The 25,211-nt window shown below is 62.2% G+C and carries 29 protein-coding genes and 1 tRNA gene; 11 read left to right on the forward strand and 19 right to left on the reverse strand.

From position 1 onward, the window contains the following. Nucleotides 1-25 precede the first annotated feature (25 nt). Nucleotides 26-355 carry a hypothetical protein gene (locus tag AC1RKJ_RS13715; protein WP_492791499.1) on the reverse strand — a complete coding sequence of 110 codons (330 nt, stop codon included), beginning with the start codon at nucleotides 353-355 and terminating at the stop codon, nucleotides 26-28. A 285-nt stretch (nucleotides 356-640) separates the two neighbouring features. Between AC1RKJ_RS13715 and AC1RKJ_RS13720 the strand changes: the two genes are divergently transcribed. Both AC1RKJ_RS13720 and AC1RKJ_RS13725 read left to right on the forward strand, forming a co-directional pair. Then, on the forward strand, nucleotides 641-1,093 hold the full coding sequence (locus tag AC1RKJ_RS13720; RefSeq protein WP_492791500.1) for an Hsp20 family protein: 453 nt from the start codon (nucleotides 641-643) through the stop codon (nucleotides 1,091-1,093). A 102-nt stretch (nucleotides 1,094-1,195) separates the two neighbouring features. Further along, nucleotides 1,196-1,414, forward strand: coding sequence for a hypothetical protein (locus tag AC1RKJ_RS13725; RefSeq protein ID WP_492792739.1), 219 nt, complete (start codon nucleotides 1,196-1,198; stop codon nucleotides 1,412-1,414). 85 nt (nucleotides 1,415-1,499) lie between these two features. Here the strand turns inward: AC1RKJ_RS13725 and AC1RKJ_RS13730 are convergent, their stop codons facing one another. From AC1RKJ_RS13730 to ugpB, 6 genes are all read right to left on the reverse strand, one after another. Beyond that, the gene (locus AC1RKJ_RS13730; protein ID WP_492791501.1) at nucleotides 1,500-1,760 is read right to left on the reverse strand and encodes a BQ00720 family protein; all 261 of its coding nucleotides are present in this window, start codon (nucleotides 1,758-1,760) and stop codon (nucleotides 1,500-1,502) included. Between the two features lie 50 nt (nucleotides 1,761-1,810). After that, nucleotides 1,811-2,236, reverse strand: a complete 426-nt coding sequence (locus AC1RKJ_RS13735) for an Hsp20 family protein (protein ID WP_006023255.1) — start codon at nucleotides 2,234-2,236, stop codon at nucleotides 1,811-1,813. A gap of 159 nt (nucleotides 2,237-2,395) precedes the next feature. Further along, a complete protein-coding gene (locus AC1RKJ_RS13740) occupies nucleotides 2,396-3,505 on the reverse strand; it encodes a sn-glycerol-3-phosphate import ATP-binding protein UgpC (protein WP_492791502.1) in 1,110 nt (369 codons plus the stop codon). Between the two features lie 24 nt (nucleotides 3,506-3,529). Then, nucleotides 3,530-4,378 carry a sn-glycerol-3-phosphate ABC transporter permease UgpE gene (gene ugpE / locus AC1RKJ_RS13745; RefSeq protein ID WP_492791503.1) on the reverse strand — a complete coding sequence of 283 codons (849 nt, stop codon included), beginning with the start codon at nucleotides 4,376-4,378 and terminating at the stop codon, nucleotides 3,530-3,532. Beyond that, on the reverse strand, nucleotides 4,378-5,259 hold the full coding sequence (gene ugpA, locus AC1RKJ_RS13750) for a sn-glycerol-3-phosphate ABC transporter permease UgpA (protein ID WP_492791504.1): 882 nt from the start codon (nucleotides 5,257-5,259) through the stop codon (nucleotides 4,378-4,380). The genes ugpE and ugpA overlap by 1 nt, the downstream gene beginning before the upstream one ends. A gap of 151 nt (nucleotides 5,260-5,410) precedes the next feature. Beyond that, nucleotides 5,411-6,727, reverse strand: a complete 1,317-nt coding sequence (ugpB, locus tag AC1RKJ_RS13755; protein ID WP_492791505.1) for a sn-glycerol-3-phosphate ABC transporter substrate-binding protein UgpB — start codon at nucleotides 6,725-6,727, stop codon at nucleotides 5,411-5,413. A gap of 114 nt (nucleotides 6,728-6,841) precedes the next feature. On the opposite strand from ugpB, the gene AC1RKJ_RS13760 reads away from it, so the two are divergent. After that, the gene (locus tag AC1RKJ_RS13760) at nucleotides 6,842-7,033 is read left to right on the forward strand and encodes a hypothetical protein (RefSeq protein WP_492791506.1); all 192 of its coding nucleotides are present in this window, start codon (nucleotides 6,842-6,844) and stop codon (nucleotides 7,031-7,033) included. On the opposite strand, the gene AC1RKJ_RS13765 is transcribed toward AC1RKJ_RS13760, so the two are convergent. The 3 genes from AC1RKJ_RS13765 to AC1RKJ_RS13775 form a co-directional block, all read right to left on the reverse strand. After that, complete coding sequence (locus tag AC1RKJ_RS13765) at nucleotides 6,994-8,196, reverse strand: CaiB/BaiF CoA transferase family protein (protein ID WP_492791507.1); 1,203 nt, start codon at nucleotides 8,194-8,196, stop codon at nucleotides 6,994-6,996. The two genes, AC1RKJ_RS13760 and AC1RKJ_RS13765, sit on opposite strands and share 40 nt — an antisense overlap. Nucleotides 8,197-8,394: 198 nt before the next feature. Beyond that, nucleotides 8,395-8,470, reverse strand: a tRNA-Ala gene (locus AC1RKJ_RS13770). 97 nt (nucleotides 8,471-8,567) lie between these two features. After that, the gene (locus tag AC1RKJ_RS13775) at nucleotides 8,568-8,984 is read right to left on the reverse strand and encodes a TIGR02300 family protein (protein WP_492791508.1); all 417 of its coding nucleotides are present in this window, start codon (nucleotides 8,982-8,984) and stop codon (nucleotides 8,568-8,570) included. Nucleotides 8,985-9,135: 151 nt separating this feature from the next. Between AC1RKJ_RS13775 and aroA the strand changes: the two genes are divergently transcribed. The 3 genes from aroA (at nucleotide 9,136) to rpsA (ending at nucleotide 13,059) form a co-directional block, all read left to right on the forward strand. After that, a complete protein-coding gene (gene aroA / locus AC1RKJ_RS13780) occupies nucleotides 9,136-10,473 on the forward strand; it encodes a 3-phosphoshikimate 1-carboxyvinyltransferase (protein ID WP_492791509.1) in 1,338 nt (445 codons plus the stop codon). Beyond that, nucleotides 10,470-11,108, forward strand: a complete 639-nt coding sequence (gene cmk, locus AC1RKJ_RS13785) for a (d)CMP kinase (RefSeq protein ID WP_492791510.1) — start codon at nucleotides 10,470-10,472, stop codon at nucleotides 11,106-11,108. Before aroA ends, cmk begins: the two co-directional genes overlap by 4 nt. 250 nt (nucleotides 11,109-11,358) lie before the next feature. After that, the gene (rpsA, locus tag AC1RKJ_RS13790; protein WP_492791511.1) at nucleotides 11,359-13,059 is read left to right on the forward strand and encodes a 30S ribosomal protein S1; all 1,701 of its coding nucleotides are present in this window, start codon (nucleotides 11,359-11,361) and stop codon (nucleotides 13,057-13,059) included. A 171-nt stretch (nucleotides 13,060-13,230) separates the two neighbouring features. Here rpsA and AC1RKJ_RS13795 read toward each other — a convergent pair whose 3' ends face one another. Continuing rightward, entirely contained in the window at nucleotides 13,231-13,965 is a 735-nt protein-coding gene (locus AC1RKJ_RS13795; RefSeq protein WP_492791512.1) for an RluA family pseudouridine synthase, read from the reverse strand. A 52-nt stretch (nucleotides 13,966-14,017) separates the two neighbouring features. Here AC1RKJ_RS13795 and ftsY point away from each other — a divergent pair, with 52 nt between their 5' ends. Both ftsY and AC1RKJ_RS13805 read left to right on the forward strand, forming a co-directional pair. Continuing rightward, nucleotides 14,018-14,962 carry a signal recognition particle-docking protein FtsY gene (gene ftsY, locus AC1RKJ_RS13800; RefSeq protein WP_492791513.1) on the forward strand — a complete coding sequence of 315 codons (945 nt, stop codon included), beginning with the start codon at nucleotides 14,018-14,020 and terminating at the stop codon, nucleotides 14,960-14,962. Continuing rightward, the gene (locus AC1RKJ_RS13805) at nucleotides 14,962-15,573 is read left to right on the forward strand and encodes a septation protein A (RefSeq protein WP_492791514.1); all 612 of its coding nucleotides are present in this window, start codon (nucleotides 14,962-14,964) and stop codon (nucleotides 15,571-15,573) included. Before ftsY ends, AC1RKJ_RS13805 begins: the two co-directional genes overlap by 1 nt. Nucleotides 15,574-15,639: 66 nt before the next feature. Here AC1RKJ_RS13805 and AC1RKJ_RS13810 read toward each other — a convergent pair whose 3' ends face one another. The 6 genes from AC1RKJ_RS13810 to ccmA form a co-directional block, all read right to left on the reverse strand. Then, nucleotides 15,640-16,050 carry a ComEA family DNA-binding protein gene (locus AC1RKJ_RS13810; protein WP_492791515.1) on the reverse strand — a complete coding sequence of 137 codons (411 nt, stop codon included), beginning with the start codon at nucleotides 16,048-16,050 and terminating at the stop codon, nucleotides 15,640-15,642. A gap of 129 nt (nucleotides 16,051-16,179) precedes the next feature. Next, the gene (locus AC1RKJ_RS13815; protein WP_492791516.1) at nucleotides 16,180-16,785 is read right to left on the reverse strand and encodes a DsbE family thiol:disulfide interchange protein; all 606 of its coding nucleotides are present in this window, start codon (nucleotides 16,783-16,785) and stop codon (nucleotides 16,180-16,182) included. Continuing rightward, nucleotides 16,782-16,961, reverse strand: coding sequence for a heme exporter protein CcmD (gene ccmD, locus AC1RKJ_RS13820; protein WP_492791517.1), 180 nt, complete (start codon nucleotides 16,959-16,961; stop codon nucleotides 16,782-16,784). Before ccmD ends, AC1RKJ_RS13815 begins: the two co-directional genes overlap by 4 nt. 4 nt (nucleotides 16,962-16,965) lie before the next feature. Further along, nucleotides 16,966-17,697: a heme ABC transporter permease gene (locus AC1RKJ_RS13825; protein WP_492791518.1), complete on the reverse strand. Its 732-nt coding sequence runs from the start codon at nucleotides 17,695-17,697 to the stop codon at nucleotides 16,966-16,968. Nucleotides 17,698-17,791: 94 nt separating this feature from the next. Beyond that, on the reverse strand, nucleotides 17,792-18,460 hold the full coding sequence (gene ccmB, locus AC1RKJ_RS13830; protein WP_492791519.1) for a heme exporter protein CcmB: 669 nt from the start codon (nucleotides 18,458-18,460) through the stop codon (nucleotides 17,792-17,794). Beyond that, nucleotides 18,457-19,059: a heme ABC exporter ATP-binding protein CcmA gene (ccmA, locus tag AC1RKJ_RS13835; RefSeq protein ID WP_492791520.1), complete on the reverse strand. Its 603-nt coding sequence runs from the start codon at nucleotides 19,057-19,059 to the stop codon at nucleotides 18,457-18,459. The genes ccmB and ccmA overlap by 4 nt, the downstream gene beginning before the upstream one ends. 239 nt (nucleotides 19,060-19,298) lie before the next feature. Here ccmA and acnA point away from each other — a divergent pair, with 239 nt between their 5' ends. From acnA to AC1RKJ_RS13850, 3 genes are all read left to right on the forward strand, one after another. Then, entirely contained in the window at nucleotides 19,299-22,016 is a 2,718-nt protein-coding gene (acnA, locus tag AC1RKJ_RS13840) for an aconitate hydratase AcnA (RefSeq protein ID WP_492791521.1), read from the forward strand. Between the two features lie 141 nt (nucleotides 22,017-22,157). Next, nucleotides 22,158-22,928, forward strand: coding sequence for a DUF1223 domain-containing protein (locus tag AC1RKJ_RS13845; RefSeq protein ID WP_492791522.1), 771 nt, complete (start codon nucleotides 22,158-22,160; stop codon nucleotides 22,926-22,928). A 443-nt stretch (nucleotides 22,929-23,371) separates the two neighbouring features. After that, on the forward strand, nucleotides 23,372-23,740 hold the full coding sequence (locus AC1RKJ_RS13850; RefSeq protein ID WP_492791523.1) for a DUF2794 domain-containing protein: 369 nt from the start codon (nucleotides 23,372-23,374) through the stop codon (nucleotides 23,738-23,740). Here AC1RKJ_RS13850 and AC1RKJ_RS13855 read toward each other — a convergent pair. Together AC1RKJ_RS13855 and AC1RKJ_RS13860 are read right to left on the reverse strand one after the other, a co-directional pair. Then, entirely contained in the window at nucleotides 23,737-24,267 is a 531-nt protein-coding gene (locus AC1RKJ_RS13855) for a GNAT family N-acetyltransferase (protein ID WP_492791524.1), read from the reverse strand. The genes AC1RKJ_RS13850 and AC1RKJ_RS13855 overlap by 4 nt on opposite strands. Nucleotides 24,268-24,375: 108 nt before the next feature. After that, the gene (locus AC1RKJ_RS13860; RefSeq protein WP_492791525.1) at nucleotides 24,376-25,167 is read right to left on the reverse strand and encodes a Bax inhibitor-1/YccA family protein; all 792 of its coding nucleotides are present in this window, start codon (nucleotides 25,165-25,167) and stop codon (nucleotides 24,376-24,378) included. Between the last annotated feature and the right edge of the window lie 44 nt (nucleotides 25,168-25,211).

Raw genomic sequence — 25,211 nt, forward strand, 5'->3', positions numbered from 1 at the left:
GGCCCAGCGCGTGGCAAAGCCGTTGTCAAAATCCTACGGCTTCAGCCATCTGTTCGACCCGCGGCGGGCGCAAAGCCGCCCCTCCATGGATCGGAGGCGGTTCGTCGCCTTCGTCGTCAAGTCGGCGCAGAGCGCCGAGGATGTCTTTCAACGGGATCGCGTCGGGCGAGCCGGGTAACCGGCGAAGCCAGGGATTATCCCTGACGGCGAATGCATCCGATGCCCATGCCGCGAGAACGCAGCGCTTCTCCGCAGACGAGAGAACAGGGCTCTTAAGAACCTCCGACGGATGACTGAAAGTTGCGGCCAGAAGTGAATTTGCATGAATGTCGAAATCGGTTCCACGAATGTTCATGGTCGCCTCCATTGCTCCTTTCTGTTCAAGAGGGCGCCGAAAAATTTAGAGCGCCTGACACGCTCTTCAAGGCGCCAAATTATTTTCTTGTCCACGCGGCGGGATGTTTTTTTCAGCGCACAAGCTTCAAAATTTTTTTGAGAGGGTCTTGAAACCTATCGGCTTTTTTTTAGTTTTTTCTTTGCCGTTTACAGGCCCGGGCGCCCTTTAGGGGTCCGGAGGAGACGGGCATCAGAGGTGTTCGATGCTCGCTTATATCCAACTTGCTCAATGGAGGATTTGGCTATGAGAACGTCTTATGACTTCACCCCGTTCTGGCGGTCATCCATCGGCTTCGACCGTCTGTTTGACCTCGTTGATGCTGCGCAGCAGCAAGCTGAGGCTCATTATCCGCCGTATAACATCGAGAGGCTTGGAGACGACCGATACCAGATATCGCTGGCGTTGGCGGGATTCCGGCCTGACGAGATCAATGTTACGGCTGAGCAGAATGTGCTCACAATTGAAGGACGCAAGACGGACGAAAAGCGCGAGTATCTCTACCAGGGGATTTCCGAGCGCCATTTCCGTCGGCAGTTCAACCTCGCAGACTACGTGCAGGTAAGGAACGCATCCTTCGATAACGGGCTTCTGCGCGTTGAACTGGTCCGGGAGATCCCGGAAGCGATGAAGCCTCGGCAGATCGCCATTAACGGCGTATCAAACGTTCAACAAATCGACTCGAAGGCCGCCGCATAATTCCGGCCCGCCTTTGGTTCCAAATGTGCACCCTGCTGGCTTGAGCCGGCGGGGTGCCGCTTCGTCAAACGAAAGGAAAGATGGAGGACCGTCGTGTCGACGATGATGGTTGATGAAAAACTTGCCCGCATACGAGTGCGGAACAGTAATATTCGGCGATACCGTCGTTTGCTGAAGACAGAGCTCACTGAGATTGAGCGTTGCTTTATTCTGAAAAGGTTATCCGAAGAGCAGGACGCGTTGGCGAAACTAGCCGGCGAGATCCTTCCTTTGTCCATCGGTTCTTCGCAACTCCAGAAGACTATCGCGGCTTCGGGTTAGTTGGTGGGTTGGGGCGAGTACAAACACGAACGGCAGCGCGATGCGCTGCCGTTCGTACGGTGCTCGTCGTGCTGTACGCCGCGCGTCAGTGGACGCTGACGGTTTCCAACTCGTTGCTCCATGCATTCGCGATCGCCGCTTCGCGGCTGTCGGTCAGCATGATCGGTGTGCCGTCGGCGGCGTGAAGTGCGAACAGCTTCAGGCCCGGCGCGATCTGTGGCGCCTGCGGGAAAAGTCCCGGCACGTCTTCCGAGCGAATCTGTTTGACGTAGGCGATATGGCCTTCGCCCAAGGTAGCCAGCGCCTCCAGCGAGACGGCGGGTTCAAAGATGACAGTACCAGTCATGGTCTCGACTCCTTGCAGTTGTTAAGCGGTCGAGTCCGCTACTCGTTCCATTATTCGTGCTCATTGATGGCTATCGTCTTAACAACCCGTTCAGGTTCGGGACGAGCCAGATCGATCGACAGCAGGCCGTTCTTCAGGTCGGCGCCGATGACATACATCCCGTCCGCCAGCACGAAGGTGCGCTGGAAGTGACGCGCGGCAATGCCGCGATGGATGTATTGCCGGGTCTTGTCGTCCTGTTGGCGGCCCCGGATCACGAGCTGATTTTCCTCAGTGGTTACATCGAGTTGGTCGCGGGTAAATCCGGCGACCGCCAGCGTGATCCGCAGGCGTTCGGGCTGGCCGTCATCACGGCCGCACCGCTCGATATTGTAAGGAGGATAACCGTCTGCGCCTTTCACGACGCGATCGAGCGCACGCTCGATTTCGTCGAATCCCAAAAGGAACGGACTCGATAGCGATGGAACACGAGACATTCACAAAGTCCTCTCGAAGCGACTTTGACGTTAAGGGCCCTTGCGGCACCCCGTTATCCGGCCAGTGGTTTCACCTTCCGGATGACCTCAATATGGCGATGTTCCAGGCCCCGTTCAAGAACCCCAAAACCGGCTCCCAACAGGAAAAATCGAGCGATTTCAGGCCCGATCGCCGATCCGGCTGCGCCCGTCGGGGCTGAACAGGTGCAGCTTCTCGTGCGCGGCCGTGACCCTGATTCGCTGGCCGATGGCGGGCTCGGCTTCTCCCGGAAGCCGCACGATGATTTCGCCCGGCGGCAGTTCGCCTGGCTTCGCGCTGACGGTGGGACCCGCGCCTTCGTGCGCCCGGGTGCCATAGACAAAGGTTTCTGCGCCGACGCGCTCGATGGCGTCGACCACGAGTTCGAGTGCCAGACCCGCGGCTGGCGATGATCCGTCGATCAGTGCGAAATCTTCCGGGCGTACGCCGAGGATGGCGTCGCCGGATACTTTGATCTGAAGACCGTCGAGCAACGCGCCGAGATCGTTGGCCTGCACTGGCAGCAGGTTCATCGGCGGCGCGCCGATGAAGGACGCGACGAAGGTGGTGGCCGGCTTGCGGTAGATGTCGAGCGGCTTGCCGATCTGCTCCACCACGCCGCCGTTCATCACCACCAGAATGTCCGCGAGCGTCATCGCTTCCAGCTGGTCGTGGGTGACATAGATCGATGTGGTCTTGAGGCGGCGCTGAAGCTTGCGGATTTCAACGCGCATGGCGATACGCAGCTTGGCGTCGAGATTCGACAGCGGCTCATCGAACAGAAACACCTTCGGTTGCCGCACGATGGCGCGGCCCATGGCGACGCGCTGACGCTGGCCGCCGGACAGTTGCCGCGGCTTGCGCTCCAGCATTGGCGTAATTTCGAGAATCTGCGCCGCCTCGCGCACGCGGGTGTCGATTTCGGGCTTCGGCATCCCGCGGTTTCGCAGGCCGTAGGCCATGTTGTTGTAGACGCTCATGTGCGGATAGAGCGCGTAGTTCTGGAACACCATGGCGATGTCGCGTTCGGCGGGCTCGATCTCGTTGACCACGCGGCCGCCGATGTCGATGGTGCCGCCGGTGATGGTCTCGAGCCCCGCCACCATGCGCAGCAGCGTGGACTTGCCGCAGCCGCTTGGTCCCACGAGAACACAGAACTGCCCGTCGGGGACCTCGAGGTCGATGCCCTTGATGGCATCGACGCCGCCTGGATAGGTTTTCCTGACATCGTGCAGAACGACGTTTGCCATTTCGATTTCCTGCTTCCGAAATTTTTACTTTTCTGTCTCGACCAGACCGCGCACGAACAGTTTCTGCATCAGGATGACCACGGCCACCGGCGGCAGCATCGCCAGCACCGCGGTGGCCATCACGATGGGCCACTCGGTCAGCGCGTCGGACGTGGTGATCATCTTGCGGATGCCGATGACGATGGTCTGCATGTCGTCGCGCGTGGTGATGAGCAGCGGCCAGAGATACTGATTCCAGCCATAGATGAAGAGGATCACGAACAGCGCCGCCATGTTGGTGCGCGACAGCGGCAGCAGCGTATCCTTGAAAAACCGAAACGGTCCCGCGCCGTCGATGCGCGAGGCTTCCAGCAACTCATCCGGCACGGTCATGAAGAATTGCCGGAACAGCAACGTCGCGGTGGCGGATGCGATCAGCGGCAGCGTCAGCCCCGAATAGCTGTCGAGCAGGCTGAGATCGGCGGCGATCTTGTAGGTCGGATAGATGCGCACTTCCACCGGCAGCATCAGCGTTATGAAGATCAGCCAGAACAGCCACATCCGGAACGGAAAACGGAAATAGACAATGGCGTAGGCCGACAGGATCGAGATCGCGATCTTGCCGAGTGCGATCGACAGCGCCATCACCAGCGAATTGAACAGCATCACGCCGACCGGCTCGCGGGTCGAACTCGATGTGCCGATGAAGATCGTCTTGTAATAATTCTCGAGGAAATGCCCGCCGGGCAGCAGCGACATTTGCCCGTTGGCGATCAGCGACGCCTCCTGCGTCGAGGCCACGATGGCGAGATAGACCGGAAACGCCACGATGGCGATGCCTATCCATAAAATGAGATGCGCGACGTAGCGGCGGATGCCCTGGCGCTCGACCATCAGTACGTCACCTTGCGTTCGACAAAACGGAACTGGATCGCGGTCAATGCCACCACGATCACCATCAGGATCACCGACTGCGCCGCCGACGAGCCGAGATTGCCGCCGAGCAGGCCGTCCAGATAAACCTTGTAGACAAGGGTTTCCGTCGCCTTGGCGGGGCCGCCGCCGGTCATGGCGTCGATGATGCCGAAGGTGTCGAAGAAGGCGTAGACGATGTTGACCACGATCAGGAAGAAGATGGTGGGTGTCAGCAGCGGGAACGTCACGGTCCAGAACCGGCGCATCGGCTTCGCGCCGTCGATGGCGGCAGCCTCCAGCACGCTTTTCGGAATGGCCTGAAGTCCGGCCAGGAAGAACAGGAAGTTATAGGAAATCTGTTTCCACGTCGCCGCCAGCACCACGAGGATGACGGCGTGATCGCCGTTAAGCAGCGGATTCCAGTCGATGCCCATGTTGCGCAGGCCCCGCGCCAGCACGCCGAGCGAGGGATGCAGCATGAAGATCCACAGCACGCCGGCGACGGCGGGGGCGACCGCGTAGGGCCAGATCAGCAGCGTGCGGTAGACGTTGACGCCGCGCAGCGGTTTATCGGCCATCACCGCCAGCAACAGCGCGAGCGACAGCGACGCGCCGGCGATCATCGCGGAAAAAATGAAAGTGCGCAGGATGGTCGCGAAATATTCCGGTTGGCTGAGCAGCTCGGCGTAATTCTCGAAGGCGACGAACGTTGTCGAAAGACCGAACGCGTCCTGCAGCAGGAACGACTGCCAGACCGCCTGTGCCGCGGGCCAGTAGAAAAACACCAGCACGACCGCGAGCTGTGGAATCAGCAGCAGAAAGGGCAACAGGCGCGAGTGAAAGACCGTTTGCTTTTGCATGAAGGCTCAATGCGTCCGGGTCGTTTATGCTCGTCATGGCCGGGCTTGTCCCGGCCATCCACGTCTCACTTTTGGCGCTTCAGGAAGACGTGGATGCCCGGCACAAGGCCGGGCATGACGGTTTCAGCCGGTGTTGCAGTGCTGGATCGGATCACTTTGCGACCGTGCGTTCGAACTGGCGCAGCATCGCGTTGCCGCGCGTCACGGACGCATCGAGCGCTTCCTTGGCGGTCTTCTTGCCCGCCAGCGCGCCCTCGATTTCCTCGGCCCAGATGTCGCGCAGTTGCACCATGTTGCCGAGCCGCAGGCCGCGTGAATTTTCAGTGGGCTCCTTGTTGGTCAGTTCGAGCAGCGGCGTTTCGAGATAGGGCTGGCTCTTGTAGAAGCCTTCCGCCTTGGCTTTGGCATAAGCCGCCTTGGTGATCGGCAGATAACCTGACGCCTTGTGGATCGCGACCTGACGATCGGTGTCCGACAGGAAGGCCAGGAATTTCGCGACGCCCTTGTATTCCTCGGGCTTCTTTCCGCCCATCACCCACAGCGATGCGCCGCCGATGATCGAGTTCTGCGGCGCGCCCTTGGCGTCAGGATAGTAAGGCATCGGCGCGTTGGTCCAGTCGAACTTCGCGTTCGCCTTCACCTGCCCGAAGAAGCCGGACGACGTCAGGAAGATCGGACACTCGCCCGACGTGAAGCGGCCTTCGCCGGTGTTGGTGCGGCCGGAGTAATCGTAGGTCTTGTCCTTCTGAAGATCGATCAGCGTCTGGAGATGCTTGAGCTGAAGCGGTCCGTTGAATTCGAGCACGGTGTCGAAACCGTCGAGGCCGTTGGCCTTTGAGGCCAGCGGCACGTTATGCCACGACGACAGCTGTTCGAGATTGGCCCATGTCACCCACGCGGTCGAGAAACCGCAGGTCGCGTAGCCTGCGGCTTTCAGCTTCTTGGCGTCCTCGAAGACTTGCGGCCATGTTTTCGGAATCTCGGCGATGTTCGCCTTCTTCAGCGCGTCCTTGTTGATCCACATCACCATCGACGAGGAATTGAACGGGAACGACAGCATGTCGCCCTTGGATGTCGAATAGTAGCCGGTGATCGCCGGAAGGTAAGCCTGTGGATCGAATTTCTCGCCCGCTTCCTTCATCAGGACGTGCACCGGCTTTACGGCGCCGGTCGCGGACATCATGGTCGCGGTGCCGACCTCGAACACCTGAATGATGTGCGGCGCGTTGCCGGCGCGGAACGCGGCGATGCCGGCGTTCATCGTGTCCGGATAGCTGCCCTTGTAGGACGGGACGACCTTGTACTCGCTCTGCGACGCGTTGAACTCTTCAGCGAGCTTCACCACGACCTCGTTGTTGCCGCCGGTGATGGCGTGCCACCACTGGATCTCGGTGGCGGCTTGCGCGGGCATGGCAAGTGCGATCATGGTCGAGGCAGCGAAGCCAAAGCTGATCTGGCGAATCCTCATCGAGTTTCTCCCTGAAGCCGTCATCATCGTTGAATGCTGCGCGCTAACAGCGCCGGATGACGTGCAATTGACGCGGGATGGTAATCGGGGAGGGTTGCCGGAGGGAAGCCCTAAATGGCCAAGACCTTAGTGGCCCAACCTTGGGTGCAGGCGATTGTGGCGTCGCGCACGATGTGCGTGTGCGGAATCTTCGAAGGGAAGAAAAAAGGCGACGGTCAAAGCCTGACCGCCGCCCTTTTGATGCGTTGCTGTGTTCCCAGGGAAACTCAGCGCTTGCGTTCTGCCGCCACGATGCCGCTGGCGTGAAGCTCGGCGATCTCCTTCGCCGAGTAACCGAACTCACCCAGTATTTCGTCTGAGTGCTCGCTGAATTTCGGCGGCACGCGACGCAGGCTGGCCTTGGTGCGGTCGAAGCGGATCGGCGAGGCGACGCCCTTGTACCAATCCTTCTCGATGACATCGCCGCGGTGCTTGACGTGGTCGCTCGCCAGCGCCTTGTCGATCGACTGCACCGGGCCTGCCGGCAGACCCGCCGCGAGCAGGCGACGGCACAGTGGTTCGCTGTCGTGGTCCTTGAGAATATCGACAAGGACGTCGCGCAGTTCGTCGCGATGCGCGATGCGATCGCGGTTGCGCGCGAAACGCGGATCGGTGCCGAGCTCAGGTCGCCCAAGTTCCTTCATCAGCTTGCGGAAAGTGCCGTCATTGCCGACACCCATGAAGACGTTGCCGTCGCGCGCCGGGAACACCGCATAGGGCACCAGATTCGGATGCTCGTTGCCGGTCAGCGCCGGCGGCTTGCCGTGCATGAAGTAATTGGCCGTATGCGGATGCATGATCGCGAGGCCGGTTTCGTAGAGTGTCGTCTCCAGGAACTGGCCCTTGCCGGATCTCGCGCGTTCCGCGAGCGCCATCAAGATACCGACCGCCGCGTAAAGTCCCGTCGACATGTCGACAAGCGCCACGCCGATGCGGGTCGGGCCGCTTTCCGGCGATCCGGTCGAAGCCATCAGGCCGACCATGGACTGGATGATCGCGTCGTAGCCGGGGTGTCCGCCGTGGGGGCCGTCGCCGCCGAAGCCGGAAATGCGGCAGTGGATCAATGCGGGGAATTTTGCGCGCAGGAAATCGTTGCCGATGCCCCACTTGTCGAGCGTGCCCGGTTTGAAATTCTCGATCAGCACGTCGGCGGTCTCGAGCATTTTCATCAGAACCGTGCGACCGCCTTCCGAGGCGAGATCGAGGCCGATCGAACGCTTGTTGCGATTGGTGCCGATGTAATAGGCCGCGTCATCGTCGTGGAACGGAGGGCCCCAGTCGCGGGTCTCGTCGCCCGCCGGAGGTTCGACCTTCACGACATCTGCGCCGTGGTCGGCGAGAATCTGCGTGCAGTAGGGACCGCCGAGCACGCGCGTCAGATCGATGACGCGCAGTCCGGCCATTGCCCCGGTCGCGGTTTGGGATGTCATTGAGTCAGCCTTCGATCAACGGAGAATGAAAATGGTGCCGCAGCATTGCAGCCTGCCGTCACATTGAAAGAATTCGGACAGCGCCGTCAATATCGCGACGGTCATGCGTCCATGCGTGCGTCTTCGCAAATGCGTTGTTCAGTGAGCGAACGGAAATTCAGGCGTCAGAAGACTCAATCGCGGAGTTTTGAAGGAGGATGGTGGAGCCAGGCGGGATCGAACCGCCGACCTCTTGCATGCCATGCAAGCGCTCTCCCAGCTGAGCTATGGCCCCGAACACCTCGCCGCGCGGTGGGACTGCGCGGGTTATTTCAGCGGCGCGTCGATCAGGCGACGCGCAAGTCCCGAAAAATCACACTTGAGAATTTATCTCAAGTCTCTTCGTCGCCGGAAACGTCGCCAATGATGTCGGTGACGTCTTCGTCGTCTTCCTCGTCTTCGGCGATGAAGGTCGAATCATCGTCATCGTCGTCGGAAATGGTGTCGTCGACTTCGATATCGTCCTCGGACTCCGGCACCACGGCCTTGACCTTGCCGGTGTTTTCCTCGGCGTCGGCCTCTTCCAGCGACACCAATTCTTCCGACTCGGCCGGTTCCGGCACGATGCTGGCGGCGCTGGCTGCCGCAGCGCGCGCGGCTGCGTCGGCGCGCGTGCGTGGCGGCGGAATCGGCGCGATCGGCACAACTTCGCCGGTGTACGGCGAAATCACCGGTGTCTTGTTGAGGTCGTAGAACTTCTTGCCCGTGGTCGGGCAAATGCGCTTGGTTCCGAGATCGGCTTTTGCCACGGCTTATAGTCCTGAGAATGTCTTGAAAAAGCGGTGCTTCACTTGGCTAGTTGCGCCGCCGCTGTCAATAGCGGTTTAGGGGATAAATGACCGGGTCGTGACGTGCTGCAAACCTCGTGGTAGGAGCCGCCTACATAAGGAAAATGCCGTTTTGACCCATTCCGACCACCCCACGCCGCTGGAATCGCGGCCCGCAGGCGCTCTCAGCGGCCGCGTCCGCGTCCCGGGCGATAAATCGATCTCGCATCGGGCCCTGATTCTCGGTGCGCTGGCAGTGGGTGAGACCCGGATTTCGGGGCTTTTGGAAGGCGAGGATGTTCTCAACACCGCCAAGGCCATGCGCGCTTTGGGCGCACGGGTCGAGCGCACCGGCGAGGGCGCTTGGTCGGTCCGCGGCGTCGGCGTCGGCGGCTTTGCCGCCCCCGATGCGCCGCTCGATTTTGGCAACAGCGGCACCGGATGCCGTCTCGCCATGGGCGCGGTGGCGGGATGCCCGATTGCTGCGACCTTCGACGGCGACGCCAGTTTGCGCAGCCGGCCGATGCGCAGAATCCTTGACCCGCTGGAACTGATGGGCGCGCGCGTTTCAATGAGCGCGGACGGCGGACGGCTGCCGATGACGCTGCAAGGCGCGCGCGATCCGCTGCCGATCGTCTACCGCACGCCGGTGGCGTCGGCGCAGATCAAGTCGGCGGTGCTGCTGGCGGGATTGTCCGCGCCGGGCGTCACCACGGTGATCGAACAGGAAGCCAGCCGCGATCATACCGAACTGATGCTCACGCATTTCGGCGCGCATGTCGTCACGACGAAAGAGGGCGCGCACGGCCGCAAGATCGCGCTCACCGGACAGCCCGAATTGCACGGCGCCAATGTTGTCGTGCCGGCCGATCCGTCGTCGGCGGCATTCCCCATCGTGGCCGCGCTGATCGTGCCGGAATCCGATGTGACGTTCACCGACATCATGACAAACCCTTTGCGGACAGGGCTTTTCACAACCTTGCGCGAAATGGGCGCTTCCATCGAAGAGAGCCATCAGCGCAACGATGCCGGCGAGCCGATGGCGCAATTCCGCGTGCGCGCGTCGCAGTTGCGCGGCGTGACGGTGCCGCCGGAACGCGCGCCCTCGATGATCGACGAATATCTCGTGCTCGCCGTCGCAGCGAGTTTCGCGGAAGGCGTCACGACAATGCGCGGCTTGCAGGAATTGCGCGTCAAGGAATCCGACCGTCTCGCGGCGACCGCGGACATGCTGCGCGTCAACGGCGTGCAGGTCGAGATTTCCGGCGACGATCTGATCGTGACCGGCAAGGGCCATGTGCCGGGCGGCGGCCTTGTCGCCACGCACATGGATCACCGCATCGCCATGTCGGCGCTGGTGATGGGTGCGGCGTCAGACGCGCCGGTGAAGATCGACGATACCGGATTCATCGCCACCAGCTTTCCGGATTTCATTCCGATGATGCGCGGGCTGGGAGCGGACTTCTCATGATCATCGCCATCGACGGACCCGCCGCATCCGGAAAAGGCACGCTCGGCAAGCGGCTGGCCCATCATTACGGGTTCCGCCATCTCGACACCGGCGTGATCTACCGCGCGGTCGCCCAAGCGCTGCTGGAGATGGGGGCCGATCTGACCAACGAGGCCCTCGCGGTGGCGGTAGCCATGGAACTCGACCCTGAAAAGTTCGGCAATCCGGTCCTGAAAACCCAGAAAGTGGGTGACGCGGCCTCGGTGGTCTCGGCAATTCCAAAGGTAAGAGAAGCACTTATCGATTTTCAGCGGCAGTTCGCGGCAGGCCCCCCGGGCGCCGTTCTGGACGGCCGCGATATTGGAACCGTGATCTGCCCGCACGCCGAGGTGAAGATTTTCGTCGTGGCGGACCCCGAGGTCCGGGCCCGCCGCCGGACGCTGGAGGCGCTGGCGCGGGGCGAGCAGGCCGACGAGGCCGCCGTTCTGGCCGACATCCTCAAGCGCGACGAGCGCGACCGGAACCGGGCTGCGGCCCCGCTAAAAGCGGCTCCGGATGCGGTCTTGCTGGATAACTCCCAGTTGGATATAGAAAGCGGCGTCCGGGCTGCCATCGACATTGTCGAGGCCGTCCGAGCGGGCCGGTCGAGGGCTTAGTCCCTGCCGTCATTGGAGGAATGCCCGCTCCCGGTCTTTGAGGTCGATTTTCGTCTCAGCTCCGGACAGCAGACCACGCGCTTTCCAGGCGCGTCATTCCAATTTTTGCATCGTATCGCTCGTGCAGGCACAGGCCGGCCCGGTTTCGCAAATGCTTTTGCGGAAGCGGTCGTCAAAGGTAGCGGACCTTTGGCACTGGATGCGCGTTACGCCTTCAACCCCGCTGCCGGCATCCGCATCTGGAGAACAAATGGCTTCGACTGCTACTTCCTATAATCCTTCCCGCGACGATTTCGCCGCGATGCTCGATGAGTCCTTTGCAGGCGGCAACCTGCAGGAAAGCTCCGTCATCAAGGGCATTGTTGTTGCGATCGAGAAAGACATGGCCGTCATCGACGTCGGCCTGAAGACCGAGGGCCGCGTGGCTCTCCGCGAATTCAACGGCCCCGGCCGTGAAGCCGACCTCAAGGTCGGCGATGAAGTCGAGGTGTTCCTCGACCGGATCGAGAACGCACTCGGCGAAGCCGTGCTGTCGCGCGACAAGGCGCGCCGCGAGGAAAGCTGGGGCAAGCTCGAGAAGGCCTTCAACAACAACGAGAAGGTTCACGGCGTTATCTTCAATCAGGTCAAGGGTGGCTTCACCGTCGATCTCGACGGCGCTGTCGCCTTCCTGCCGCGCTCGCAGGTCGACATTCGTCCGATCCGCGACGTCGCGCCATTGATGAACAACTCGCAGCCGTTCCAGATTCTCAAGATGGATCGCCGCCGCGGCAACATCGTGGTGTCGCGCCGCACGGTTCTCGAAGAGACCCGCGCCGAACAGCGTCAGGAACTGGTGCAGAACCTCGAAGAAGGTCAGGTCATCGACGGCGTCGTCAAGAACATCACCGACTACGGTGCGTTCGTTGACCTCGGCGGCATCGACGGCCTGCTGCATGTCACCGACATCGCATGGCGCCGCGTCAATCACCCGACCGAAGTTCTGGCCATCGGCCAGACGGTCAAGGTGAAGATCATCAAGATCAACCACGAGACCCACCGTATTTCGCTCGGCATGAAGCAGCTGCTGGACGATCCATGGCAGGGCATCGAGGCGAAGTATCCGCTGAACTCGCGCTTCACCGGACGCGTCACCAACATCACCGACTACGGCGCATTCGTCGAACTGGAGCCGGGCATTGAAGGCCTGATCCACGTCTCCGAAATGTCGTGGACCAAGAAGAACATGCACCCCGGCAAGATCGTTTCGACCTCGCAGGAAGTCGAAGTGCAGGTTCTTGAAGTGGATTCGGCCAAGCGCCGCATCTCGCTCGGCCTCAAGCAGACCATGCGCAATCCGTGGGAAGTCTTCGTCGAGAAGTATCCCGTCGGCGCCACTGTCGAAGGCGAAGTCAAGAACAAGACCGAGTTCGGTCTGTTCCTGGGCCTCGACGGCGAAGTGGACGGCATGGTCCATCTGTCCGACCTCGACTGGAAACAGCCGGGCGAACAGGTCATCGACAACTTCAAGAAGGGCGACATGGTCAAGGCCATCGTCCTCGATGTGGATGTCGAGAAGGAGCGTATCTCGCTCGGCGTGAAGCAGCTCGAGGGCGACCCGTTCGCAGAACCAGGCGACGTCAAGAAGGGTGCCGTCGTGACCTGCGAGATCATCGAGGTGAAGGAAGCCGGTATCGAAGTTCAGATCACCGGCACCGACTTCACCACCTTCATCAAGCGTTCTGAACTCGCCCGCGATCGCGGCGACCAGCGCGCCGAGCGCTTCGCTGTCGGCGAAAAGGTTGACGCCCGCGTCATCCAGTTCGACAAGAAGGCCCGCAAGGTGCAGGTCTCGATCAAGGCGCTTGAAGTCGCTGAAGAGAAGGAAGCCATCGCGCAGTACGGATCTTCGGATTCGGGTGCGACGCTGGGCGACATTCTCGGCAACGCGCTCAAGAAGCGCGACAAGTAAGCGCCTCGTCGCTTGAACCAATCAGGGCTCCGGAATTTCCGGGGCCCTTTTTGTTTGTGAGTGCCGAGTCAATGGATTTGATCGCCGTCATTGCGGGGAGCGTTTGCGACGAAGCAATCCAATCTAAAGCTGGATTGCTTCGCTTCGCTCGCAATGACGAGCCAGCACGGGTTATTCGCCGGAACTTATCAGCTCTGGAACAGTCGCTTCGTCGCCGTTCCATCCGCATGCGCGCAGCCGCTCATGCAGATGGGCGGGCGCGGGCGCGACCACGCGCACCGGCGGTTTGTTTTTCGACAGCGGGATGACGATTTCACGTGCGTGCAGATGCAGCGTCGGTTCGCCGAACCGCGGTCCGTTGCCGTAGATGTTATCGCCGACGATCGGCCAGCCGCTCGCGGCGGCATGGACGCGCAGCTGATGGGTACGGCCGGTGATCGGTTCCATCGCAAGCCATGTGAGGCCGTCACCGCGACCGAGCACTTTCCATTTGCTCAGTGACGGAAATCCGTTCGGGTCCGGCTTCTGCCACCAGCCGCGCTCTGCGTCCAAACGTCCCAGCGGAATGTCGATTTCGCCCTCGTCCGCCGCAGGGCCGCCTTCGACCACCGCCCAGTAGGTCTTGGAAATCTTGCCGTGCTTGAACAGCAGGCCGAGCGAGGCCGTCGCCTTGCGATGGCGTCCCAGCACAAGACAGCCGGATGTATCGCGGTCGAGACGATGCGCCAGCACCGGCGGGCGCGGCAGGCCGTAGCGCAGCGCGTCGAATGAGGCTTCCAGATTGGGGCCGCCTTTCGGCCCCTTATGCACGGCGATACCGGCCGGCTTATCGATCACCAGCATCAGCCCGTCGCGATGAAGCACGCGGGCCTGCATTTCTTCCGGTGTCGGTTGCGGCGTATCCATTGTTCCTGAACGACTTTCGTTTGCAGCCCGAACCGGGTAACACACCCCCCGCATGAACGACAGTCCGCAGGAACCCAAACAAAGCTGGTGGCGCAGGCTTTCCGCCGGCCTCAAGCGCACGTCCAGTTCGATCGGCGGCGCGGTCGCCGCATTGGTGACCAAGCGCAAGCTCGACCGCGCCATGCTCGATGACATCGAGGATGTGCTGCTGCGTGCGGATCTGGGAACCGAAGTCGCGGCGCGCATCGCGGAAGCCGTCGGCAAGGGACGCTACGACAAGGACGTGTCGGCGGACGATGTCACCGCGATTGTCGCAACCGAAGTCGAGAAGGTGCTCGGCCCGGTGGCGAAGCCGCTGGAAATCGATACGGCGCAAAAGCCGTTCGTCATTCTCGTGGTGGGCGTCAACGGCTCCGGCAAGACCACCACCATCGGCAAGCTCGCATCGAAGCTGACGGCAGAAGGCCGCAAGGTGATGCTGGCCGCGGGCGATACCTTCCGCGCCGCCGCCATCGAGCAGTTGAAGGTGTGGGGCGAACGCAACAAGGTTCCGGTGGTGGCGCGTGCGCAGGGATCGGATTCGGCGAGCCTTGCCTTCGAGGCGGTCGAGGCCGCGAAGGCGGCCGACATGGATGTGCTGCTGATCGACACCGCCGGGCGCTTGCAGAACAAGACCGAGCTGATGGTCGAGCTTGAGAAAGTGCGCCGCGTGATCGGCAAGGTCGATGCCTCCGCGCCGCACGCGGTGTTGCTGGTGCTAGATGCCACTGTCGGACAGAACGCGCTGTCGCAGGTCGAGGCATTTCACAAAACCGCAGGCGTCACCGGGCTGGTGATGACCAAGCTCGACGGCACCGCGCGCGGCGGCATCCTCGTGGCGCTGTCGGAGAAATACAAGTTGCCGGTGCATTTCATCGGCGTTGGCGAGGGGATCGACGATCTCGCGCCGTTCACCGCGCGCGATTTCGCGCGCGCGATTGCAGGACAGGACACCTGATGGCTGCCACCGACAAGCCCGCGCCGCACCCGCTGTTCAAGCTCGCGACCGAGCTCGGCCCGCTGGTGATCTTCTTCGGAGCGAACGCGAAGTTCGGGCTGTTCGTCGCCACCGGCGCATTCATGGTCGCCATCGTGGCGGCGATCGTCGCGTCCTATGTGGTGACGCGGCATGTGCCGATGATGGCGATCGTCACGGCGGTGATCGTGCTGGTGTTCGGCGGATTGACGCTGTTCTTTCACGACGAGACCTTCATCAAGATCAAGCCGACCATCATCTACGCGCTGTTCGCGGCGACACTCGGGATCGGATTGCTGCTCGGGCGTTCGTTCATCGCGATCATGTTCGACCAGATGTTTAATTTGACGCCGGAAGGCTGGCGGCTGCTGACCATCCGCTGGGCGATCTTTTTCGCCGGCATGGCGGTGCTGAATGAAATCATCTGGCGCACCCAGACCACGGATTTCTGGGTGTCGTTCAAGGCGTTCGGCGTGATCCCGATCACCGCAATCTTCGCGATGCTCCAGACCTCGCTGATCAAGCGCTACGGGATCGAGCCGGCAACGGATGCTGCGAGCGACGCCGAGCGCGGCGACATTACCAAAGGCTAGGCGCAAAAAACGCACCGGCGCGGAGCGCCGATGCGTTTCTGAAGAACTCAAATCGCGGAGACAGAATTACTTCTGCTTTGCGATGATCTTGTCCTTGATCTCGGCATAGGTCTTCTCGGGCACGATCTTCTTCTGCACGAGTTCGTCCTTGCCCTTGTACGGGCGGCCCTTGATGATCGCGGCCGAGTAGGCGTCGCCGATGCCCTTGAGCGCCTTGAGCTGATCCGCCGACGCCGAGTTGATGTCGAGCAGTTCGGTCTTGGTGTCGGCCTTCGCCGCTGGCGCCGCCTTGGTGTCGGCTTTCGCCGCCGGAGCGGGGGCCATCTTCGAGTCGGCCTTGGGCGCGGTGGCGGCGGGCGGAGGCGCCATCTTGCCGCCGGTTGCAGGCTGTGTCGCCTGGGCGAACGACGGCGACGCACTCAGCAGGCCGGCAGCGAGCATGGCCGCAGTCAACGAAGCAAATTTAGAAAAACGCATGGGTTGTCCCTCCAGGACGATGTTTGCAACACAAGGAGGTTATGTTCGAATTCGTGGCTGCGCCATGGCTGTCAAATGAACGGCAGATAAAAGCGCATAATTATTTTTGATGCGCCGCCGCGAGAATAGTTAACGCAGCGCCTTGTCGATTTCGGCCTTCAGCACGCGGTCGATGTTCTCGGGCGTGATCGGCCCGATCAGCTTGTAGGCGATGGCCCCGTCGCGGCCGACGACGAAGGTTTCCGGGACGCCATAGACCCCCCACTCGATCGAGGCGCGGCCATTGGCGTCGACGCCGACTGCGCTGAACGGATTGCCGTAGCGTCCGAGGAAGCGGCGGGCGTTGTCCTGGGTGTCCTTGTAGTTGATGCCGATCACGCGAATCCGCTTGTCCTGCGCGAGCTGCACCAGCAGCGGCGCTTCGTCGTGACACGGTACGCACCATGATGCCCAGACATTCACGACGCTGACCGCGCCCTTGAATGCGGCGGGGTCAAGCCCCGGGATTTGCGCGCCGTTGGAGACAAGTCCGTCCAGCGGCGGAAGTTTCGTCTGCGGCGCCGGGCGGCCGATCAGCGCCGACGGGATGCGCGCCGGGTCACCGGCGCCGAGCCTGAACCAGAACAATCCGGCCAGCACGGCAAAGGCGATCAACGGCAGCGCCACCAGCCAGGACCGGCGCTGCCGGCGGCCCTGTGAGCGACGTTGCGGCCGCGCCGCGCCGTTCTCGCTCATGATGGCTTGCCGGGATTTTGCGCCGAGCGCCGCGTCACGCCGCGGGCTTCGAGATCGCGCAAGGCGCGCTGCTGGTTTTGATAGTCGAATGCGATCCAGAGGATCAGCACTGCGATCACAAGACCTGCGAGCAGGTACGAGGTGACAATGAAGGAGGCGTAAGGACCGAGCGACATCGGGTTACGCCGCCTGCTTGCTGGCTTGCATCATCTGCAAGCTGCGCACCCGCCGCCGCAGCACTTCGTTGCGCATCGCGGCCAGATGCAGCGTCAGGAACAGCAGCGAAAATCCGATCGCCATGACGAGCAGCGGAATCAGAAACGCGCGGTCCATAGTCGGCCCGCCTGCGCGGATCACCGATGCGCCCTGATGCAGCGTGTTCCACCAGTCGACGGAGAATTTGATGATCGGAATGTTGATCGCGCCGACCAGCGTCAGGATAGCGGCGGCCCGCGCCGCGCGCGACGGATCTTCCACCGCGCGCCACAGCGCCATGATGCCGAGATACATCAGAAACAGAATCAGCACCGATGTCAGCCGCGCGTCCCATTCCCAATAGGTGCCCCACATCGGGCGGCCCCACAGCGAGCCGGTCACGAGCGCGAGAAATGTGAAGGATGCGCCGAGCGGTGCCGCGGCCTTCGCAGCGACGTCCGCCAGTGGATGCCGCCACACCAGCGTGCCGAGCGCGGCCACGCTCATCACGCCCCAGACGAACATCGACAGCCACGCGTTCGGCACGTGGATGAACATGATCTTCACGGTTGCGCCCTGCTGGTAGTCGTCGGGCGCCAGCGCGGACAGATAAAGTCCGACCGCGAGCAGGATCACGGTTGTGGCGGCAAGCCATGGCAGCACGCGCGTGGTGAGCGCAAGGAACCGCGTCGGATTGGCAAGGTCGATAAGGCTCATGATGGTCCTGATAAAGGCCGCGCGCGCGGGAGGCAATGCGCGCAGGCCGCGTGACGCAGCGTTTCCGTGAGAATTGATCGGGCGTGTTGCCGCATCAGTCGAGCCCTTGCCGCAGGCTGGCCGCCGCCGCAAACGGCCCGACCACAAAGCTTATAAGCGACAGTGCGCACAGGATCGAAAACGGCGTGCCGAACGAGACCGGCCCGTCGATGGCGGCGTTCGAGGCGGCAACACCGAAAATCAGCACAGGAATCGACAGCGGCAGCACCACCACGGCGAGCAGCAAGCCGCCACGCCGCAGCGTCACCGCAAGCGCCGCGCCGATCATGCCGGTGAATGTCAGCGCGGGCGTGCCCACCAGCAGCGTCAAGGCCACCGCGAATGTCGATGCCGCGTCGAGGTTGAGCAGGATGCCGATAATGGGTGTCGCCACGATCAGCGGCACGCCTGCGGCCAGCCAGTGCGCCAGCGCTTTCGCCGCGCACGTCAGTTCCAGCGGCGTGCGGCTCATCGCGATCACATCGAGCGAGCCGTCATCCTGATCGGCGGTGAACAGCCGGTCGAGAGTCAGGAGGCTTGCGAGCATCGCACCGAGCCAGAGGATGGCGGGGCCGATGCGTTTGAGCAGCGCGAGGTCCGGCCCGAGCGCGAACGGCATCACCACAACGACGCTGAGAAAAAACAGCACGCCGATCAGCGCACCGCCGCCGGCGCGCAGGGCGACCTTGAGGTCACGGCAAATCAGAGCGGCGAGCGCGGTCACGCATCACCGCCGATCCGCAATTCCTGCGCGGAAATTCCAAGCGGGCCATGGGTCGCGGCGAGAATGATTCCACCGTCGGCCAGATGATCCGCCATCAGGGCGGCGACCATGGTTTGACCTTTGGCGTCGAGCGCCGACGTGGGCTCGTCGAGCAGCCAGACCGGCCGCCTGACGGCGAGCAGCCTTGCGATCGAGAGCCGCCGCCGCTGGCCGGCCGAGAGAAAGCCGGCGGGCAGGTGAATGGCGTGAGCGAGACCCACCGCCGCGAGGCTGTCCGTTGCATCGGCGGCGTCTCCGCCGAGAAACGCCCGCCAGAATTCCAGATTCTCCAGCACCGAGAGCGAGGGCTTCATCGCGTCGCGATGGCCGAGATAGTGCGCCTGCTCCGGGAGGGTCAGGTCCGTTTCGGGGCCTTGAAGCGCGATCGTGCCGCTTGCGGCGGGCAGCAGCCCCGCGATCATGCGCAGCAAGGAGGATTTTCCTGCCCCGTTGACGCCGGTCACGGCCAGCGCCTGTCCTGCGGAGACCTCAAAATCGAGAGCGGAGAAGATATTTCTCCCGCCCCTGACGCACCCCAGACCGTGACCCGCAAGTCTCATGATGGATTGACCGATGGCCTTTGGCAGGGAGCCGTTGTTCCGGTTGTCGCGCGCATAATTGGCAGACAATCCATAGCGGGTGTGGTGTACAGACTGGAAAGATTCTATAAAACCGGAACTTGGTGCAGCACACAATCAGCCGCCGGAAGCAGCACGGTCAGCCCTGATTCTCCCCGCGTCCGACGGTGTTTCGATACCTTTTTGCCGGTATCTTCAACTCCTGAACTGGGACCGTTCATATGCCCTCACTCGACAGCTTCAAATGCCAGAAAACCCTCAAGGTCGGCGGCAAGACCTACGTCTATTACAGCCTGCCTGCCGCTGAAAAGAACGGCCTCAAGGGCATTTCGAAGCTGCCTTACTCGATGAAGGTGCTGCTCGAGAACATGCTGCGCAACGAGGACGATCGCACGGTCAAGAAGGCCGACATCGTCGCGTTCTCGCAGTGGGCGAGAAAGAAAACCCTCGAACACGAAATCGCATTCCGCCCCGCGCGCGTGCTGATGCAGGACTTCACCGGCGTGCCGGCGGTGGTCGATCTCGCCGCGATGCGCAACGCCATGAAGGCGCTCGGCGGCGATGCCGAAAAGATCAATCCGCTGGTGCCCGTCGATCTCGTGATCGATCACTCGGTGATCGTGAACTTCTTCGGCGACAACAAGGCGTTCGGCAAGAACGTCGCGGAAGAGTACAAGCAGAACCAGGAGCGCTACGAATTCCTGAAGTGGGGCCAGAAGGCGTTCTCGAACTTCTCGGTCGTGCCGCCCGGCACCGGCATCTGCCATCAGGTCAATCTCGAATATCTCGCGCAGACCGTCTGGACCCGCAAGGAGAAGCTGACGGTCGGCAAGAAGAAGGGCACGTTCGAAGTCGCCTATCCGGATTCGCTGGTCGGCACCGACTCGCACACCACCATGGTCAACGGCCTTGCCGTGCTCGGCTGGGGCGTCGGCGGCATCGAGGCGGAAGCCTGCATGCTCGGTCAACCGCTCTCCATGCTGCTGCCGGATGTTGTCGGCTTCAAGCTCAAGGGCCAGCTCAAGGAAGGCGTCACCGCCACCGATCTCGTGCTGACGGTCACCCAGATGCTGCGCAAGCAGGGTGTGGTCGGCAAGTTCGTCGAGTTCTTCGGCGCCGGTCTGGATTCGATGTCGGTCGCCGACAAGGCGACCATCGCCAACATGGCGCCGGAATACGGCGCGACCTGCGGCTTCTTCCCGGTCGACAAGTCGGCGCTGGATTATCTCAAGACCTCGGGCCGCAAGGCTGCGCGCGTCGCGCTGGTCGAGAAGTACGCCAAGGCGCAGGGCCTGTTCCGCACCTCGGCTTCACCCGATCCGGTATTCACCGAATTGCTGACGCTCGATCTCGGCGACGTCGTGCCGTCGCTCGCCGGCCCGAAGCGTCCCGAGGGCCGCGTGGCCCTGCCGGGCGTCGCGGAAGGTTTCGCCGCGGCGATGGCGTCGGATTACAAGAAAGCACTGGACGGCACGCGTTACTCGGTCGAAGGCCGCAACTTCGATCTCGGCCATGGTGACGTGGTGATCGCCGCCATCACCTCCTGCACCAACACCTCGAACCCGAACGTGCTGATCGGCGCGGGCCTTCTCGCCCGCAACGCAGCCGCCAAGGGTCTGACCGCGAAGCCGTGGGTGAAGACCTCGCTCGCGCCGGGCAGTCAGGTGGTCGCCGAGTATCTGGCGAATTCCGGATTGCAGAAGGATCTCGACAAGGTCGGTTTCAATCTCGTCGGCTTCGGCTGCACCACCTGCATCGGCAATTCGGGACCGCTGCCGGAGGAAATTTCCAAGGCGATCAACGACAACGGCATCATTGGTGCAGCCGTATTGTCGGGCAACCGCAACTTCGAAGGGCGCGTGTCGCCGGACGTGCAGGCGAACTATCTCGCGTCGCCGCCGCTGGTCGTGGCCTATGCGCTGGCCGGCAGCGTCAACATCAATCTGGCCAAGGAGCCGCTCGGCACCGGCCGAGACGGCAAGCCGGTGTACCTGAAGGACATCTGGCCGACCTCGAAGGAGATCAACGCCACGATCAAGAAGTTCGTGACCTCCACGATCTTCAAGAAGAAGTATGCCGACGTGTTCAAGGGCGACACCAACTGGCGCAAGATCAAGACCGTGACCAGCGACACCTACGCCTGGAACATGAGCTCGACCTACGTGCAGAACCCGCCGTACTTCGAAGGCATGAAGATGGAGCCCGAGCCCATTGCCGACGTTCTCGATGCGCGCATCCTTGCGATGTTCGGCGACAAGATCACCACCGACCACATCTCGCCGGCCGGTGCGATCAAGCTGACCTCGCCCGCCGGCAAGTATCTGTCGGAGCATCAGGTGCGGCCCGCCGACTTCAACCAGTACGGCACGCGGCGCGGCAACCACGAAGTGATGATGCGCGGCACCTTCGCCAACATCCGCATCAAGAACTTCATGCTGAAGGGCGCGGATGGCAACGTCCCGGAGGGCGGTCTCACCAAGCACTGGCCCGACGGCGAACAGATGTCGATCTACGATGCGGCGATGAAGTATCAGGCCGAACAGGTGCCGCTCGTGGTGTTCGCGGGCGCCGAATACGGCAACGGTTCGTCGCGCGACTGGGCCGCGAAGGGCACGCGCCTGCTCGGCGTGCGCGCGGTGATCACCCAGAGCTTCGAGCGCATCCACCGCTCCAACCTCGTCGGCATGGGCGTGCTGCCGCTGACCTTCGAGGACGGCGCATCATGGCAGTCGCTCGGTCTGAAGGGCGATGAAAAGGTCACGATTCGCGGCCTGCAGGGCGATCTCAAGCCGCGCCAAAAGTTAACGGCGGAGATCGTGTCCGGCGATGGCTCGGTGAAGCGAATCTCGCTGCTGTGCCGCATCGACACGCTCGATGAGCTTGAATACTACCGAAACGGCGGCATTCTTCACTATGTGCTGCGTAAGCTGGCCGCGTGACGCGCGGCCTGAAAACGCATCCGTGAACAGGCTCACTGCGAAGTGAGTGGCGAGCGCACAGGGGGCGGCCTATCAATGGGCCGCCTTCTTGCTGATGAAAAGGCATGATGAAAGGCATCATACATCGTGGGGACAGGCGTGATGTCTGATTTACCAACATCGAAAACGGCAGCAGCCGGCACCCTCGCAGCGCGGCTGTCGCGCACGCTCGGCGTCTGCGCGATCTTCACCGTCATCACTCCGGTGTGCGCCGATCCGCGCGCGGTGGTCGAGCTCTTTACCTCGCAGGGTTGTTCGTCGTGCCCCCCGGCTGACAAGGTTCTCGGTGAACTCGCGCAGGATCCGACCGTGATCGCACTCAGCCTGCCGATCGACTACTGGGACTATCTCGGCTGGAAGGACACGCTGGCGGATTCGCGCTTCAGCGCCCGCCAGAAGGCTTACTCGCAGATGCGTGGCGACCGCGGCGTCTACACACCGCAAGCCGTCGTCAACGGGACGACCAATGTTCTCGGCAGCGACCGAGCCGGAATCGAGAGTGCAGCGAATCGCACGCAGAGCGCCTCGGGTGTGATGTCCGTGCCGGTGAAGATGACGACATCGGGCGGGCAGATCAAAGTCTCGGTGGCCGATGCCGGCGGCAAAAGCGGCGAGATCTGGATCTGCGCGGTGTCGAAGGCGGTGCCGATCACCATCTCGCGCGGCGAGAATCGCGGGCAGCAGGTCACGTATCACAACGTGGTGCGCAACATGCTGAAGGTCGGAGACTGGAACGGCAAGGCCGGAAGCTGGACCGTGCCGCTTGAAAACATCAGCCGCGACGGCATCGATGCGGCGGTGGTTTACGTTCAGGACGGCAATCGCGACAAGCCCGGTCCGATGCTGGGCGCGGCCTTTACGTCGCTGAACTGATTTCAGTCTGCAATCTCAAAACTCTTGAGAGCGCGTCTTGTTGATGTGACGAGCCGCAGGCGCGTGCCGGGATTCGGGTGTTGCACACTCGCGCATCTTGCAACTTGAGCGACCGCATCTCCTGAAACAAAAACGGCCAGCTTGCGCTGACCGGAAGATTTGGGGTCGACATTTACTGCAGGGAGTTAGACCCGATCCTGACGACCCCGGGGGGCTGGGGGCTGAGGAATCCGGTGCCGAAAGGACCGGGTCAACGCAGTTTCGTTTTTATCGTTGCCCAGCGCGGCGGCGAATTGACCGAATTCAGGCGGCATTATGATTTCGACTAACGTCAGCGTGATGCGGAATTGCCGCATGATCAGGCATCGGGGAGACCCGAAATCCCGCTTGCAGCGGCCGCCGGACAGGGCGATCATGTCATCCAAGTGACATGGGAGGCGCCGATGAGTTCTGTGTCGGGCGACAAGGATCCAAGCGAGAGCCGGGGGCCGGAGCGCAGCACGGCGCCGCTCCCGCCTCAAAGCGTCACCTTCAACCGTGCCGAACTTAATCGCATTCTCAATCTGTACGGGCGCATGGTCGCCGACGGCGAATGGCGCGACTACGCCATCGACTTTCTGAAAGACCGCGCGGTGTTCTCGATTTTCCGCCGCGCCTCGGAAGTCCCGATCTATCGAATCGAGAAAGACCCCCGTCTGGCCCGCAAGCAAGGCGTCTACAGCGTGATTGCAGCCAGCGGTCAGATCCTCCGCCGTGGCCACGACCTCGAGCGGGTGCTGCTGGTGATCGACCGCAAGCTGGCGCTGGTCTAGCTCTCTGGAAGTGTCGCGCCGCCGCCGCCGAGCGCGCGCTGCATCATCACCGTGTCGAGCCAGCGGCCGAACTTGAATCCGACATTCGGATGCGTGCCGATCATCTCGAAGCCCGCGCGGGCATGAACGCCGATCGAGGCGGCGTTGGCGGAATCGCCGATCACCGCGATCATCTGCCGGTAGCCGCGTTGTTCGGATGCCGTAATCAGATCTTGCATGAGCCGTGATCCGATCCGCCGCCCCTGTGCCGCGGGATCGAGGTACACGGAGTTCTCGACTGTAAAGCGATAGGCCGGACGCGGCCTGTATGGTCCGGCATAGGCATAGCCGACAACGACATCCTCCATGATCGCCACCAGATACGGGAAACCGCCTGCCGTCAGCGCCTCAAAGCGCCGCGTCATTTCGTTGAGATCGGGAGGCTCGAGTTCGAAGGTCGCGGTGCCGTGAAGGACCGCGTGCCTGTAAATCGCCGTGATGGCGGGAAGGTCGGTGGCTGCGGCCGCTCTGATGTGAACCTGGGGCATGGCTTGCCGGAACTGTTTCGGCGTCTCGCATAACTCAACGATACCCCAAACAAAAGCCCCGGCTTTTGGCCGGGGCTTTCGGAGTTATCGATCAGCCACGATCGGTCTTCAGTCGCGCTGTCCCAGCAGCTGCAGCAGCAGCGTGAACAGGTTGATGAAGTTCAGGTAGAGCGACAGCGCGCCTGTAATCGCGGCCTTATCCGCCACGTCTCCGCCCTGAGCGGCGTAGCCGTAGATGTAGTCGTTCTTCAGGCGCTGGGTATCCCAGGCGGTGAGGCCCGCGAACACCAGCACGCCGACCACCGAGACGATGAACTGCAGCATGGAGCTGGCGAGGAACAGGTTCACCAGGCTCGCGAGGATGATGCCGAACAGGCCCATCATCAGGAACGAACCCATGCCGGTCATGTCACGCTTGGTTGTGTAGCCGTACAGGCTCAGCGCACCGAACGTGGCAGCCGTGATGAAGAACACGCGCACGATCGAGGTGTGCGTGTAGACCAGGAAGATCGACGACAGCGAAATGCCCATCAGCGCTGCGAACACCCAGAACAGAAGCTGGGCGGTTGCCGGCCTGAGGCGATTGATGCCGAACGAAATGGCGAACACCATCACCAGCGGAGCGAGGATGAACACCCACTTCAGGGGGCTCACGAACATCGCGACGCCGAACGACGTCAGGTACTGGTTGCCGATCCGGCCAGCGGCAGCGGTCTGGTCAGGCGTCACCGCACCCATGTACACGCCGAGCGCGGCCAGACCCGTGATGGCCAGGCCGATCGACATGTAGTTGTAGATCTTGAGCATGTACGAGCGCAGACCGGCATCGACGGCGGCGGCGTCAGCGCGCCCGGCGGCCCGGCCGAAGGGAGAAGCGTAGTTGCGGTCCAAGTCCGACATTGTCGAAACCCCGTGTTTGACTGGCGAAAGCGAAGGGTCTGCGC

The sequence above is a fragment of the Afipia sp. GW822-FHT04G07 genome, from assembly GCF_058800765.1.

Bases quoted from the DNA above. Each gene is read 5' to 3' on its own strand.
- ccmD (WP_492791517.1), bottom strand. From the start codon at position 16,961: ATGTCGCTCGGTCCTTACGCCTCCTTCATTGTCACCTCGTACCTGCTC.
- AC1RKJ_RS13805 (WP_492791514.1), top strand. From the start codon at position 14,962: ATGGCTGCCACCGACAAGCCCGCGCCGCACCCGCTGTTCAAGCTCGCG.
- AC1RKJ_RS13860 (WP_492791525.1), bottom strand. From the start codon at position 25,167: ATGTCGGACTTGGACCGCAACTACGCTTCTCCCTTCGGCCGGGCCGCC.
- AC1RKJ_RS13855 (WP_492791524.1), bottom strand. From the start codon at position 24,267: ATGCCCCAGGTTCACATCAGAGCGGCCGCAGCCACCGACCTTCCCGCC.
- AC1RKJ_RS13735 (WP_006023255.1), bottom strand. From the start codon at position 2,236: ATGTCTCGTGTTCCATCGCTATCGAGTCCGTTCCTTTTGGGATTCGAC.
- AC1RKJ_RS13825 (WP_492791518.1), bottom strand. From the start codon at position 17,697: ATGAGCCTTATCGACCTTGCCAATCCGACGCGGTTCCTTGCGCTCACC.
- ftsY (WP_492791513.1), top strand. From the start codon at position 14,018: ATGAACGACAGTCCGCAGGAACCCAAACAAAGCTGGTGGCGCAGGCTT.
- cmk (WP_492791510.1), top strand. From the start codon at position 10,470: ATGATCATCGCCATCGACGGACCCGCCGCATCCGGAAAAGGCACGCTC.
- AC1RKJ_RS13715 (WP_492791499.1), bottom strand. From the start codon at position 355: ATGAACATTCGTGGAACCGATTTCGACATTCATGCAAATTCACTTCTG.
- AC1RKJ_RS13725 (WP_492792739.1), top strand. From the start codon at position 1,196: ATGATGGTTGATGAAAAACTTGCCCGCATACGAGTGCGGAACAGTAAT.
- rpsA (WP_492791511.1), top strand. From the start codon at position 11,359: ATGGCTTCGACTGCTACTTCCTATAATCCTTCCCGCGACGATTTCGCC.
- AC1RKJ_RS13850 (WP_492791523.1), top strand. From the start codon at position 23,372: ATGAGTTCTGTGTCGGGCGACAAGGATCCAAGCGAGAGCCGGGGGCCG.
- ccmA (WP_492791520.1), bottom strand. From the start codon at position 19,059: ATGAGACTTGCGGGTCACGGTCTGGGGTGCGTCAGGGGCGGGAGAAAT.
- acnA (WP_492791521.1), top strand. From the start codon at position 19,299: ATGCCCTCACTCGACAGCTTCAAATGCCAGAAAACCCTCAAGGTCGGC.
- AC1RKJ_RS13765 (WP_492791507.1), bottom strand. From the start codon at position 8,196: ATGACATCCCAAACCGCGACCGGGGCAATGGCCGGACTGCGCGTCATC.
- AC1RKJ_RS13845 (WP_492791522.1), top strand. From the start codon at position 22,158: ATGTCTGATTTACCAACATCGAAAACGGCAGCAGCCGGCACCCTCGCA.
- AC1RKJ_RS13740 (WP_492791502.1), bottom strand. From the start codon at position 3,505: ATGGCAAACGTCGTTCTGCACGATGTCAGGAAAACCTATCCAGGCGGC.
- ugpE (WP_492791503.1), bottom strand. From the start codon at position 4,378: ATGGTCGAGCGCCAGGGCATCCGCCGCTACGTCGCGCATCTCATTTTA.
- AC1RKJ_RS13760 (WP_492791506.1), top strand. From the start codon at position 6,842: ATGGCCAAGACCTTAGTGGCCCAACCTTGGGTGCAGGCGATTGTGGCG.
- AC1RKJ_RS13795 (WP_492791512.1), bottom strand. From the start codon at position 13,965: ATGGATACGCCGCAACCGACACCGGAAGAAATGCAGGCCCGCGTGCTT.
- ugpA (WP_492791504.1), bottom strand. From the start codon at position 5,259: ATGCAAAAGCAAACGGTCTTTCACTCGCGCCTGTTGCCCTTTCTGCTG.
- ugpB (WP_492791505.1), bottom strand. From the start codon at position 6,727: ATGAGGATTCGCCAGATCAGCTTTGGCTTCGCTGCCTCGACCATGATC.
- AC1RKJ_RS13815 (WP_492791516.1), bottom strand. From the start codon at position 16,785: ATGAGCGAGAACGGCGCGGCGCGGCCGCAACGTCGCTCACAGGGCCGC.
- AC1RKJ_RS13730 (WP_492791501.1), bottom strand. From the start codon at position 1,760: ATGACTGGTACTGTCATCTTTGAACCCGCCGTCTCGCTGGAGGCGCTG.
- AC1RKJ_RS13720 (WP_492791500.1), top strand. From the start codon at position 641: ATGAGAACGTCTTATGACTTCACCCCGTTCTGGCGGTCATCCATCGGC.
- AC1RKJ_RS13810 (WP_492791515.1), bottom strand. From the start codon at position 16,050: ATGCGTTTTTCTAAATTTGCTTCGTTGACTGCGGCCATGCTCGCTGCC.